This is a genomic window from Pseudomonas sp. LH21, from assembly GCF_036549575.1.
GTDB lineage: Bacteria > Pseudomonadota > Gammaproteobacteria > Pseudomonadales > Pseudomonadaceae > Aquipseudomonas > Aquipseudomonas peradeniyensis.
Window position 1 is genome coordinate 3930304 of the sequence record NZ_CP144367.1, and the last position, 12689, is coordinate 3942992.

General features: G+C 67.7%; 11 protein-coding genes and 1 tRNA gene. 4 read left to right on the forward strand and 8 right to left on the reverse strand.

Annotation, left to right across the window (positions count from 1 at the left end; all coding sequences use genetic code 11):
- Nucleotides 1-155: 155 nt before the first annotated feature.
- From VUG52_RS17810 to VUG52_RS17840, 7 genes are all read right to left on the reverse strand, one after another.
- Nucleotides 156-1124 (reverse strand): Csu type fimbrial protein, encoded by a 969-nt coding sequence (locus VUG52_RS17810; RefSeq protein ID WP_050705097.1) that lies wholly within the window; start codon nucleotides 1122-1124, stop codon nucleotides 156-158.
- Nucleotides 1121-3454: a fimbria/pilus outer membrane usher protein gene (locus VUG52_RS17815; RefSeq protein WP_156329613.1), complete on the reverse strand. Its 2334-nt coding sequence runs from the start codon at nucleotides 3452-3454 to the stop codon at nucleotides 1121-1123. Before VUG52_RS17815 ends, VUG52_RS17810 begins: the two co-directional genes overlap by 4 nt.
- A 68-nt stretch (nucleotides 3455-3522) precedes the next feature.
- Nucleotides 3523-4302 carry a fimbrial biogenesis chaperone gene (locus VUG52_RS17820; protein WP_050705095.1) on the reverse strand — a complete coding sequence of 260 codons (780 nt, stop codon included), beginning with the start codon at nucleotides 4300-4302 and terminating at the stop codon, nucleotides 3523-3525.
- Between the two features lie 34 nt (nucleotides 4303-4336).
- Entirely contained in the window at nucleotides 4337-4840 is a 504-nt protein-coding gene (locus tag VUG52_RS17825; RefSeq protein ID WP_052896426.1) for a Csu type fimbrial protein, read from the reverse strand.
- A gap of 3 nt (nucleotides 4841-4843) precedes the next feature.
- Nucleotides 4844-5377 carry a Csu type fimbrial protein gene (locus VUG52_RS17830; RefSeq protein ID WP_050705094.1) on the reverse strand — a complete coding sequence of 178 codons (534 nt, stop codon included), beginning with the start codon at nucleotides 5375-5377 and terminating at the stop codon, nucleotides 4844-4846.
- Nucleotides 5378-5394: 17 nt separating this feature from the next.
- On the reverse strand, nucleotides 5395-5928 hold the full coding sequence (locus VUG52_RS17835) for a Csu type fimbrial protein (protein ID WP_050705101.1): 534 nt from the start codon (nucleotides 5926-5928) through the stop codon (nucleotides 5395-5397).
- A gap of 24 nt (nucleotides 5929-5952) precedes the next feature.
- Nucleotides 5953-6480 (reverse strand): Csu type fimbrial protein, encoded by a 528-nt coding sequence (locus VUG52_RS17840; RefSeq protein WP_050705093.1) that lies wholly within the window; start codon nucleotides 6478-6480, stop codon nucleotides 5953-5955.
- A 257-nt stretch (nucleotides 6481-6737) separates the two neighbouring features.
- On the opposite strand from VUG52_RS17840, the gene VUG52_RS17845 reads away from it, so the two are divergent.
- From VUG52_RS17845 to VUG52_RS17855, 3 genes are read left to right on the forward strand one after another with little or no spacing between them, the layout of a single operon-like run.
- Nucleotides 6738-9020, forward strand: a complete 2283-nt coding sequence (locus VUG52_RS17845) for an ATP-binding protein (protein WP_050705091.1) — start codon at nucleotides 6738-6740, stop codon at nucleotides 9018-9020.
- Nucleotides 9021-9031: 11 nt separating this feature from the next.
- The gene (locus VUG52_RS17850; protein WP_050705090.1) at nucleotides 9032-9493 is read left to right on the forward strand and encodes a response regulator; all 462 of its coding nucleotides are present in this window, start codon (nucleotides 9032-9034) and stop codon (nucleotides 9491-9493) included.
- A gap of 10 nt (nucleotides 9494-9503) precedes the next feature.
- Nucleotides 9504-11888, forward strand: a complete 2385-nt coding sequence (locus VUG52_RS17855; RefSeq protein ID WP_050705089.1) for a hybrid sensor histidine kinase/response regulator — start codon at nucleotides 9504-9506, stop codon at nucleotides 11886-11888.
- A 55-nt stretch (nucleotides 11889-11943) separates the two neighbouring features.
- Here the strand turns inward: VUG52_RS17855 and VUG52_RS17860 are convergent.
- Nucleotides 11944-12018 (reverse strand) — tRNA-Gln (locus VUG52_RS17860).
- 408 nt (nucleotides 12019-12426) lie between these two features.
- Here VUG52_RS17860 and VUG52_RS17865 point away from each other — a divergent pair.
- A complete protein-coding gene (locus VUG52_RS17865) occupies nucleotides 12427-12669 on the forward strand; it encodes a hypothetical protein (protein WP_050705088.1) in 243 nt (80 codons plus the stop codon).
- Nucleotides 12670-12689 lie beyond the last annotated feature (20 nt).

Sequence of the window (12689 nt, forward strand, 5' to 3'; positions counted from 1 at the left end):
TGTCGTACAGAGAGCAATGTTGGAACATCACCAGCGTGGGAGCGGGCTTGCCCCGCGATCACCGGCGTAGCCGGTGCCATACACCACATCGCGGGGCAAGCCCGCTCCCACGCTGCCCCGTTACGTTCTGTTCCGTGGAAGGCGAGGAAGCCTACTCAGAACTGCACATCCAGGATCACACTGTCGGTATAGGTCGCCGCCGGCGGCGTGGCCTGGTCGGTGTACACCTTGGCGTTGTAGTTGAACACCTGGCTCCCCGTCCCGGTCCCCGCCCCGGGGTTCACCTCGGCATCGCTGCTCGAACGCCGCGCCGCGCCCACCGAGCCCCAGCGCACCACGCCGGCGCTTTTGAAGATATCGTAGGCCAGGTAGTTGTTGGCGCTGGACTTCATCCGCCGCCGCCCGCCCGAGACGTTCTGCCCGTCATCCAGCCCTACCGTGTAGTTGCTGCCCTTGGTGCACGACACGCTCACGCTCTGGTTCACCGTGCCAAACCCGGCCACCACCGGCGCGCTGGCGAAGCTGATGTTGGGCGTGGTGATCTGGCAGTCGTTGGTCACCGTAAGGCTGACCAGCAGGGTTTGGTTACCACTGCCGATGTCACGCCCCAGGCAAATGTTGCCGATACCGATACCCGAGCAGTAGTTCCAGCTCCAGGCGATGTTCAGGGTTTCCTGGTACAGGCCGGCGGCGACGTTGGCGCCGACCACGGTCTTCAGGTACAGCGGCACGGTCCTGGGCGTACTGCCGTTGAGCAGGCCCAGTGCGTCGATGATGCCATTGCGGGCAAAGTCGAACTGCACGCCCCGGCTGATAGGGTAACTGGTGGTGTTGTTGGCGTAGATCGTATAGGGGATCACATCGCCGGTCGGCCCCACCAGGCCGCTGCTGGAAGAGGTGATGGTGGCGTAGAAATGGTCGCTGCTGACCAGCAACGACAACAGCGAACCGGTACATTGCAGGCCGGCGTTGGTGCTCGAGGCGCTCTGTACCGTGGTGCGCACCAGCGTCGAGTTGACCGAACCGAACGCCGCCGGCGCGGTGGCCACCGCCGAGCACAGCGCCCAGGCGGTCCCCGGCAGCGACAGCAACCCCGCCAGGCAACCGCTGGCCAGCCGGTTCATCGGCACACCAGCGGGCCGATCAGCGGGATCGGCCCCTGCCCTTCAGGCAGGTCGAACGCCACCTGGCACTGGCCGCCATCGGCCTTGTCCACCTGCAGGCGATTGTGCGGCGCCAGGTTCTCCAGGTAGACCAGCCCATCCCACCCCACCACCGCCTCGCCGCCGCTTTCCTGATGGCGTACCCGGCTGCCCAGCTTGAGTTCCTGCTGGTCAGCATCGACCAGCACCAGGCTCGCCGCCAGCACTCGCTTGAGCGGGAATTCCAGCAGATAGCCGCTGCCACGGCGTACCGCCACGCGCTGCTCCACCTGCGGCGCCAGCACATCGGCGGGCAGGTCCATCGGGTCGATCTCGTACTTGCCGCGGTAGTAGCCGCTGCTGTACGGCACCAACAGGTGGCCGTTGCGGTCGGTGCGGCCGATCTGCTGGTTCTCGTAGCGCACCGGCACGTCAGCGTAGCCGCTGGTGCTGACCACCACGAAAGCGTCGTCGATGCGGTTGGCGGCGAACAAGCCTGCGTCCATCAACACCAGCGAGCCGCTGGCGTCGGCCCAACGGGTCATCTCGCCGCCGCTGCCGTAGGCGCCCACCTGCAACTGCACCGACTGCAGGCGCCAGGTCAGGTCGGCCTGGCGGTAGTCGTCGCGGTTGCCGCCGGTGGCGTAGCCCAGGTTGTAGCCCACCCCGCCGCCCACCGGCACCGCCTGGCTGTAGTTGACCCGCTGCAGGTCCTGGCCGTCCTTGCTGCGCTCGGCGCTGAAGGCCAGGGTGCCGCGCAGGTCGAAGGGGATCACCAGCTGCGCCTGCACCGCCCACTGGCTGTCACCGACCTCGCGGTTGGCCGACAGGTACAGGCTGCTGTTGCGCCACAGCGGCTTGCTCCAGCTCAGGTTGATCAGCCGCGTGCGCGTGCCGTCGCCGGCGCGCACGTCGAAATAGCCGGCACCAAGGCTGCCATAGCGGTCCAGGTTGAGGCTCAGGGTGGCCTGCTCGCTGCGCTGGCTCAGGCGGGTGAAGGGGCTGTCGACCAGCGACAGGTCGGCGTAGTCGCCGTGGCGCTGCACGCGCTGGTAGTTGAAGCCGATGCGCCGGCTGTTGTACTGGTAGCCCAGCGCCACCTGCTGACCCGTATCGCCTTCGAAACGGCTCTGGGTCAGCGCCGCGTTGAGCACGCCGAAGGTGCCCAGGCGCAGGTTGCCGCCCAGGCCGCCGAGCATCATCGACTCGGCGCTCTCGGCATGGGTTTCCAGGGTGAAGTAGTCGGACACCCCGTGGCGCAAGGTCGCCGAGGCCACGCCCGGGCCATAGGCGAAATCGCGCACGGCATAGTCGCGGCGCAGGCTGCCGGCAGCCACCGAGAAGTCCGACAGCCCCTTGGCCAGCAGGCTGCTGGTGACATAGAACGGCAAGGTGGTCGACACCTGGCGGCCGAGGGCGTCGGTGGTCACCACCACCGCCTCGCCAGCGCCGTTGATGAACGGCACGTTGGTCAAGGTATAGGGGCCCGGCTGCAGCTCGGTGCTGCTGCTCTTGTAGCCGTTGATGAACAGGTCCAGCGAGGTCGGCACGGCGGCTTCGCCGGCAAAGGCCGGCAGCGGATAGGTGACCAGGTCGGGACGGGCGCCGAAGTCGCGGGACAGTTGCAGGCCGCCCACCCGCACCGAGGTGGTCCAGGGCAGCGCACCGGTCACCAGGTCGCCGGCCTCATAGGTGAGCAGGCGCTGCTCGTCGGTGTAGCGGAAGGTGGTGTCGTAGCGCAGGAAACCCTGGCGGCCCTGGGCCTGGGCGCCATTGAACGACTGGCGCCACTGCCCGGTGGTGGAAAAGGTACCCCAGTCGTCGAACAGGCGCAGCTCGTTCCAGGCGGCCAGGTAGCTGCCGCCCTCGTCGGTATCGTTGAGGTAGGCATCGTAGTTGAGCAAGGCACCGAAGCTGCTGCGCGCGTCGCTGGCCGGGTACAGGTTGCGCTCGCCGACCTGCTGGTTGGGCAGCCAGGCCGGCGGCACCTGCAGCAGCAGGCGCTGGTTCTGGCTGTCGTAGTCGCTGTGCAGGCCGGGGATCTCGTCCAGGGCCACTTCGCCCTGGGGTTCGCCCGGCAGCCTGATGCCCGCCTCGCGCAACACTTCGCTGGCCAGGTACAGGCGCCCGGCGCGCTGCTGCACCGGCACCAGCTCAGCCTTGGCCACCTGGTTCACCTGCAGGTCGAGGTACAGCGTGGCGTCGGCGATGGCGGCCTGTTCCGAGGGCGGCGGCGGCAGGTCGTCGGCCACGCCCAGGCCGGGCCCCAGCACCGCCAGGCCCAGGCACAATCGGTGCGTTGCCACCCGCACCCAGCTCACACACGACTTCCAACCATTACCGGGTCCTCCCTGGCCCCTGTGATCCGTTCAAGCGCGGCTCATTGCCCCTGTTTGATGGCCTGGGCCACCTCCTGGCCGTTGACCCGCCCCTTGAGCACGCTGGCGGCGCCCGGCGCGGCCGGTGCCGGCCAGCGCATGCTGGCGCCAGGCAGCACGTAGCCGAGCAGCCCCTCGACCAGCGGCCGGTCCTGGCCGGCCTGCTGCAACACCACGTCGGTCAGCCGCGCATGCACCGGCCCCGTGTTGCGCAGCTCGACATAGGGCTTGCCCTGCACCGTCACCGCGCGCCAGCTCAACTGCGGCTTGCCCACGCCTTCGACGCTGCGCTTGCCCTCAGGGTCGGGCTTGCCCCACAGCCCCTCGCCGTAGACGAACAGCGGCACCGAGTAGCGCATCTGCAGGCGGATCGCCGCCTTTGGCCCTTCGCTGGCGGCATCGGCCGGCAGCGGCGAAGGGATCTCGTCGATGATGATGCGGTAGGCTTGCTCCTGCCCTGCCGGCGAGCTGCCGGTGCGGGTCAGGCGGATCAGCTGCTTCTGCCCCGGCGCGATAGTGGCCACCGGCGGGCTGCCGATGATCTCGCGCTGGGCCTGGAACTGCTCCTGGTACTCGCCCTGGCGCCAGGCGAACACCCGCACCTGCAGGCTGGTCGGCGCCGAGCCACGGTTTTCCAGCCACAGTGCGCCGGCCTTCTGGTCGGCCTCCAGCACCGGGTCGATCGGCCAGATCAGCACCGAAGTGGCCGCGAAGGCCGATGCGCAGCTGGCCAACAGCAGCAGCCCGATGATCCCACGCGCCCGTTTCGCGCCTGCCCCCATGCCCCTCTCCTTCTCGGTTATCCGCAGTGGCCTGTCACCAGGTCACCGTCACTTGCACGACATCGGTATAGGTCCCGGCCGGCAGGGTGCCGGTCAGGGTGGTACGGCCATAGACCGGCAGCTTGATCGCCGTCGGGTCGCTGTAGCTCACCGCCACGCTGCTGCCGATGCCCAGGCTCTGACTGAACGCGGCGTCGCGGTACAGCTGGTAGGCCAGCAGCTGCGTGCCCCCCGAACGCTTGAGGTTGCGCGTGCCGCTGGTGCTGTTCTGGCCGCCATCCAGGCTCATGCTCAGGGCCACGCCGGGGGTGCACTGGAAGGTCACCGTGCTGCCGCCGAGCGAGGTGCTCAGGGTGGCGGTGGACAGCGCCGAGCTGGTGCCGTAGTCGAGCACGCCATAGGCCGTCACGCCGCCGACCACCAGGCAGCCGGCGACGATCTGCGCCGTCACCTGGAAGGTGCTGGTGGTGACCGCGTGGGCACCCTGGGTCAGCGCCAGGCACAGCCCGACGGCCAGCAGCCGCGCCGTGCCCGGCATGGCTCAGAAACTCAGCTCGACCGCCACCGTGTCGGTGTACACCCCGGCCGGCAGGCCGGCCTTGCCGCGGGCCTGGCCGTACAGGTTGACGGTCTGCGCCACGCCGGTGCTGGTCGGCAGGGTGATGGTGCCGTCGATCGCCAGCAGCTGAGTGTGCCCGGCGTCGGTGTAGAAGTCGTAGGGCACGAAATTGCCCGCGCCATCGGCCAGGGCCCGGGTCCCGCCGGCGGACTGCGAGTCGTGGGTACCGGCACGCACCTTGATCGTCGGCACCGTGCCTGCCGAGCAGAGAATGCTCATGGCCCCGCCACCGCCGCCGAGCACCTGGCCATTGGCGGTGGTGAACAGCGAGTCCTGAGTGCCGAAGTTGAGGCTGCCGAAGTTCAGCCCCGAGGTGCCGCCGCTGCCGTTGACCTGGCAGGCGGCGGTCAGTGTCAGGGTCGAGCTGATGGTGCCGGTCACGGTGGCGGCCTGGGCCTGGGCGGCCAGGGCCAGGCCAAGGCCGGCGAAGATGCAGCGGGTGAGGTGCTTGGGCATCGGAATCTCCTTGCGTGTTACCAGTCCAGGGTCACCCTGAGGGTGTCGCGATACAGCCCGGCAGGCAGCGCGCGCGGTTGCGCGACCACCACGCCGTAGATGGGCACGGGCACCTGCTGGGTGCCGCTGATGGTGAAGGTACGGGCCTGGCCGATGCCGTAGCGGCTGTTGCCACCGGGATCGATGGCCAGTTGATAGGGAATGAGTTCGCGGCCGTTGCTCAGGCGGCGCACGCCGTCATTGCCGTTCTGCCCGCCGTTGATGCGCACGCTGAAGGCGCGCACCTGCGGCGAGCAGCTGATCTGCAGGCTGCCCTCGCCGCCGGCCTCGTCGACCCGGCTGGTCAGCGGCTGGTCCCAGGTCGGCCCGCGGGCGCCGAAGTCCATCAGGCCCGGGTTGCCCAGGGTGGCCGGTTGCGGGTCGCTGCTGATCTGGCAGGCGGCGCTGATCACCAGCCGCGCCTGGATGAAGCCGGTGGTGGTGCCGTGGGCCGCGCCACTGGGCAGCAGCAGCGGGCCGAGGGTCAGCAGCAGGATCGAACCACGGTGCAACGCGTCCATGAGCATGCAGCCTCCCTACCAGGTGACCGTGACTTTGAGCAGGTCGGCGTACAGCCCGGCGCGGGGCGCCCAGGCCAGCGTGTCGATCCGTGCGTAGAGGGGCAGCTCCGCCGAGCCGCTGTCCGGCACCCGTGCCGATTGCGCCACGTCCACCGCCAGCGGCTGGCGCCAGGCGGCGTCACGGAACAGGCGGTAGGGAATCGGTCGGGCTTGGGCATCGGGGCTGGCGAGGTAGCGCACTTCGCCGACGCCACCATGCTGGCCGCCATCGACACGCACCTGGTACGGGGTGTCCGGGTTGCACTCCAGGCGCGGCGGGCGCTGGGCGAGCAGCACGCCGCTGGCCGGCGCACCTGGGCCGTCCAGGCGCGCCACGCTGCCCAGGTCGATGCGCCCCAGCGCCTGCGGGCCGGCCTCGCGCTGCTGGGTGACCAGCATGCAGCCGCGCTGCACGCGCACCTGCACTTCAACGAGAAAATCCGCTGCCATGGCGTTGCCACTCAACCACAGGCCCAACAGCATGGCCACTAAGCGCTCCGTCACCGGTCGATCCTTGTGCGTATGGGTTGAGCTTGAGCGTAGCAGCGCGATTGGATCCGGGCCGGGGTGGGCCTACCCCTCTTTGGCATTAATGAAAAGGACGGAGTCGGTAGCCAGGCCAGTGCACAGGCGCCCCAGAAAATTTCCCGCCCCGACCACGAAACCCTGGCGCCCATCACCTTTCAAATAACCAGACCCCGGCAAAGCGGCCGCCATTCTGATACCGTTCAGCAGCAACATCCTGTGCAAACGCATGCCCCATGCGTGGACGGACCCTACAGGAGAGTCCCGTGACGACCGACCCGACCTCGCTCGACCAGGCAATCGAGCGCTGTGCCCAGGAGCCGATCCAGGTTCCGGGCAGCATTCAGCCCCAGGGTTTCCTGCTGGTGCTGGACGAGACCGACCTGCGCGTGCTGCAGGCCAGCGAGAACGCCGAGCGCTGGCTGGGCGTGCCGGCCCGCGCCCTGATCGGCCAGGCCTTCGCCGAACTGGTCGGCGAAGGTTTCGACCTGCGCCAACAGTTGGCGAACCTGCCCGACGATGAAATCTTCCCGTTCCACATCGGCGATGCACGGCTGCACCAAGGCGCCCCCTGGCCCGCCGCACTGCGGGTGCTGGCCCACCGTCACGACCAGGTGCTGATCCTCGAGTTCGAACCCCACCGCGATTCGCCGGGCAACGCTGGCAAGGACGACTACTACCCCCTGGTCCGCGCCTTCGTCAGCACCCTGCACCAGGCCACCCGAATCGACGAGCTGTTGCAGCAGTCGGTGCGGCAGATCAAGCGCATCACCGGCTTCGGCCGGGTCAAGGCCTACCGCTTCGACAGCGAGGGCACCGGCACGGTCCTGGCCGAGGACGCCGACCCTGGCTACCCCAGCTACCTGGGCCTGTGCTTCCCGGCCTCGGACATCCCGCGCCAGGCCCGCGAGCTGTACCGGATCAACCGTATCCGGGTGATCGAGGACGCGAACTACCAGCCCTCGCCCCTGGTGCCGGCCGCCAACCCGCGCACCGGCAAGGCCCTGGACATGAGCTTCGCCGCCCTGCGCAGCGTCTCGCCGGTGCACCTGCAGTACATGCGCAACATGGGCACCCTGGCCTCGATGTCGCTGTCCATCGTCGTCAACGACCAGCTCTGGGGGCTGGTGTCCTGCCACCACGAGCAACCGCGCCCGGTGGACTTCAAGACCCGCACCGCCTGCGAATTGCTGGCCAACGTGCTGTCGCTGCAGATCGAGGCCATCGAGTCGCACGACAGCACCCGCCAGCTGCTCGACCTGCGCCAGCGCATCGTGCGCATGCTCGCCGCGATGGCCGACCACGACAGTGTCAGCGACGGCCTGCTGGCCCTGCCCGAGGTGATGCTGCAGTTCGCCGGGGCCACGGGCGCGGCGATCATCAGCGCCGAGCGCTGCGACCTGATCGGCGCCACGCCGCCGGCGGCGCAAGTCAACGCCTTGGCGCACTGGCTGGCACAGCGTGGCGGCGACGCAGTGTTCCATACCGAAAACGTGCGGCGCGACGTCGACGAGCTGCCGGAGCTGGCCCGGCATGCCGCCGGCGTGCTGGCGGTGGCGATCTCGCAGATCCATTCGCATTACCTGCTGTGGTTCCGCCCCGAGCAGGCCCACACGGTGAATTGGGCCGGCCGCCCGGAAAAGACCGTGGCGCCCCAGGGCAACCTCAACCCACGGCACAGCTTCGAGCGCTGGCAGGAGGAAGTGCGCGGCTTCAGCGCGCCCTGGGATCCGCTGATCATCGAAGGCGTGCAGGAACTGCGCGGCGCGGTGCTCGGCATCGTCCTGCGCAAGGCCGAGGAAATGGCGCAACTGGCCGGCGAACTGAGGCGCTCGAACAAGGAACTCGAAGCGTTCTCCTACAGTGTGTCCCACGACCTGCGCGCACCCTTGCGGCACATCGCCGGCTACAGCGAACTGCTCGGCGAGATCGAGGGCGCGAAACTGTCGGAACGCGGAAAGCGCTTTCTCGGCCATATCGAGGACGCCGCGCAGTTTGCCGGCACCCTGGTGGACAATCTGCTGAACTTCTCGCAGATGGGCCGCTCGGCGCTGCGCCTGACCGACGTCGACCTCAACACCCTGATCGATGCCATCCGCACGGAGCTGGCCCCGGACTACGCAGGCCGCGCCGTCACCTGGGAAATCGCCGAGCTGCCCAAGGTCATCGCCGACCCGGCCTTCATCAACATGGTCCTGCACAACCTGATCGCCAACGCCATCAAGTACACCCGTGGCCGCGACCCGGCGCGCATCGAGATCGCCGCCGTGCGCCACCGGCACGAGATCGAATTCCTGGTGCGCGACAACGGCGTGGGTTTCGACATGGCCTACGTCGACAAGCTGTTCGGCGTGTTCCAGCGCCTGCACCGCATGGACGAGTTCGAGGGCACCGGCATCGGCCTGGCCAGCGTAAGGCGGATCATCGAGCGCCACGATGGCCGGGTCTGGGCCGAGGGCCGCATCGACCAAGGCGCCAGCTTCCACTTCACCCTCCCCCTCCACCCCACGTCTGCCTGAGGCCGGACACCATGCTCAAGCCCATCCTGCTGGTCGAAGACAATCCAAGGGACCTCGAACTGACGCTGCTCGCCCTGGAGCGCAGCCAGCTGGCCAACGAGGTCATCGTCGTGCGCGACGGCGCCGACGCGCTGGACTACCTGCTGCGACGCAACGCCTATGCCGAACGCGATGACGGCAACCCGGCGGTGATGCTGCTGGACCTCAAGCTGCCCAAGGTCGATGGCCTGGAAGTGCTCAAGGTGGTGCGCGACACCGCCGAGCTGCGCAGCATCCCCATCGTCATGCTGACCTCCTCGCGGGAAGGCCCCGACCTGCGCCGGGCCTATGAGCTGGGGGTCAACGCCTACGTGGTCAAGCCGGTGGAATTCAAGGAGTTCGTCACCGCCATTTCCGACCTCGGCATGTTCTGGGCGGTGCTCAATGAACCACCACCCGGTTCGCTGCGCCTGAACCGACGCGGCAGCAATTGAGGCGAACACGATGCAGCACACCCCGCTGAAGCTGTTGATGGTCGAAGACAGCGCCATGGATGCCGAGCTGATCCTGGTGCGCCTGGAGCGCAGCGGGCTGCAGGTGCAGTCGCGGCTGGTGTTCGACCATGTGGGCGCCGAGCACGCCCTGCGCGAAGCCCCCTACGACCTGATCCTGTGCGACTGTGTGCTGCCGGGCTCCTCCGGCGCCGACGTGCTGGCCACCGCCCAGCGCATCGCCCCGCACATACCGTTCATCTTCCTCTCGGGCATCTATGGTGAGGAGCACGCGGTGGAGATGATCCGCCTCGGTGCCACCGACTACGTGCTGAAGAAGAACCTGCCGCTGCTGCCCAAGGCGGTGCGCCGGGCACTGACCGAGGTGCAGGAGCGCCAGCGCCGGCGCCGCGCCGAGGAAGCCCTGGCCGAGGCCGAGGCGCGCGCGCGCATCGCCATCGACGCCGCCGGCATGGGCACCTGGGACTACCGTCCGCAGGATGGGCAGATGGTCTGGGATGATCGCTGCAAGATGCTGTTCGGGCTGCCCAGCGACACGCGGATGAACCTCGAGGTGTTTTACGCCGGCATCCATCCCGAAGACCTGCCGCGCGTGCGCGACGCTGTGGAGCAGGCCATGCGCCCGGACAGCGACGGCCATTACCGCGCCGAGTTCCGCATTGCCCCGGCCGGCGCGCTGGAGCCCCGCTGGCTGCTGTCCACCGGCCAGACCCAGTTCGTCGACGGCCTGTGCGTGCGCTTTTCCGGCGTGCTGCAGGACATCCACCCGCAACGCCAGGCCACCCAGGCGCTGGAGCAGCTCAACGAGATGCTCGGCGAACGGGTCGAGCGTCGCACCCGCGAACGCGACCGTGCGTGGGAGTTGTCCCAGGATCTACTGGCCGTGCTCAACAAGGACCTGACCCCCGTCGCGCTGAATCCGGCCTGGGAGACGGCGCTGGGCTTCCCTCGCGAGCGCCTGGCGCAGATCTCGCTGCTGCATCTGCTGCCGGAGGCCGACCAGGAAAGCTTCCTCACCGAACTGGCCACGCTGTCCCAGGGACGCACCAGCGCTCGCTTCGTCGGCCGCATCCTGCATGCCGAAGGCCAGCAGCGCTGGCTGTCGTGGGTGGTGGTGGCGGACGACAACCTGCTGCACGTGGTCGCCCGCGACATCTCCAGCGAACGCGAGGCGGTGTTGGACCTGGCCGAGGCCAACAAGCGCCTGCGCGAGCAGATCGCCGAGCGTGAACGCATCGAGGCCGCGCTACAGCAGATGCAGCGCCTGGAAGCAGTCGGCCAGCTCACCGCCGGGGTGGCGCACGATTTCAACAACCTGCTGACGGTGATTCTCACCGGCGCCAGTTTCCTGCAGAGCGACCTGGACAAGGGCCAGCTGGAGAAGGCCAGCAAGCGTCTGCAGCATATCCGCGAGGCCGGCGAGCGCGGGGCCAAGCTAACCGCCCAGCTACTGGCGTTCTCCCGCAAGCAGCGCCTGGAACCGGTGCCGCTGAACCTCAATCAGACCCTCGCAGGATTGGAAGAGCTGCTGCGCCGCACCCTGGGCGGCAGCATCACCGTGCGCCTGGAGCTGGACGCCGGTCTGTGGCAGGCCCTGACCGACCCGACCCAGACCGAGATGATCATCCTCAACCTGGCGATCAACGCCCGCGACGCCATGCCCGAAGGTGGCCAACTGACCCTGGCCACACGCAACACCCGGGTCAGCACCCGTGCGCAACGTCCGGAAGAACCGGAGCCCGGCGACTACGTGGTGCTGAACATCCGCGACAACGGTTGCGGCATGAGCGAGGACGTGCTGGCCAAGGCGTTCGAGCCGTTCTTCACCACCAAGGACATCGGCAAGGGCTCGGGGCTGGGGCTGGCGCAGGTGTTCGGCTTCGCCAAACAGTCCGGCGGCGGCGTACGCATCGACACGACACCGGGCCGCGGTACCCTGGTCAGTGTCTACCTGCCGGCGGTCAAGGCCCGCGCCGACACCTTGACGGTGGGACAGGACGAACTGCGTCCGCTGTCCAGGCAAGGCAGCGAACGGCGCATTCTGCTGGTGGATGACGACCACTTGGTGCGCGAAATGATCTGCGACCTGCTGCAACGCCAAGGCTACGAGGTGCAACAGGCACACGACGGCAAGCAGGCCATGGCGCTGCTCGACGAGCGCATCGACCTGCTGCTTACCGACTTCGCCATGCCCGAGTTCAACGGCGCCCAGTTGGCCCTGGCGGCCCGCGAGCGCTACCCACGGCTGCCCGTGGTGTTCCTCACCGGCTACGCGCAGTTGCAGGGGCTGGAGTTGCCGGGGTGCCAGGTGCTGCAGAAACCGGTGCACGAACACGCCCTCGCCCAGACGCTGGCCGAGTTGCTGGAAAACCGGTAGGCAGAAACGAAAAAATCGCCGAGAGGCGATTTAGGGAGATGGTATAGCTTGAAAATGGCAGGGGCGGCTGGATTCGAACCAACGCATGGCAGGATCAAAACCTGCTGCCTTACCGCTTGGCGACGCCCCTGTATCGGATCTGGCGAGTGACTGATTCACCGCCTCACTGACAACCCCTTTGCAGCTCCGTGTGTTGCTGCTCGGGAATGGCCGGCACTTTAACAACCTTTTTTCGAGGTGGGAAGCTTTTTTTTGAAAAATACGCAGAAAAACAGAAGGTTAGTTATGCCAGCCCGATTTTGTGTTGTTTCTGCCGGCCCTATCGCGGGGCAAGCCCGCTCCCACGCTGCCGATGCTTTTAGCGCCATGCTCTGCGCAATATTACCCACAGCCAAAGTGTTTTGGCGTGGGAGCGGGCTTGCCCCGCGACAGTCCCCACGACAACCATTCGTCGCAATTCCCCCGCCTCGCTTCAACACAATCGCATTCCTCCCTTCCAACCAGATAGACCCCATCGGCGCATCACAAGGAGGACGCCATGCCTGTTTCCCACGACCTCTACCAGGACCTGCACTACCCCCGCGAGATCGTCCAGCAGCGACGCCAGCACGACCCGCAGCTCGACCGCCTGCTCGACGAGTACATGGACATCGACAACCAGGTGCTGGCCGCCGAGTCGATCTCGGCGGGCAATTTCCAGGACGACGACCTGCGCCACCTCAAGGAGCGCCGCCTGGCGATCAAGTACATGATCGAGCGACAGCTGGAGCACAAGGCCTGACCTATCGCATTTCACGATCA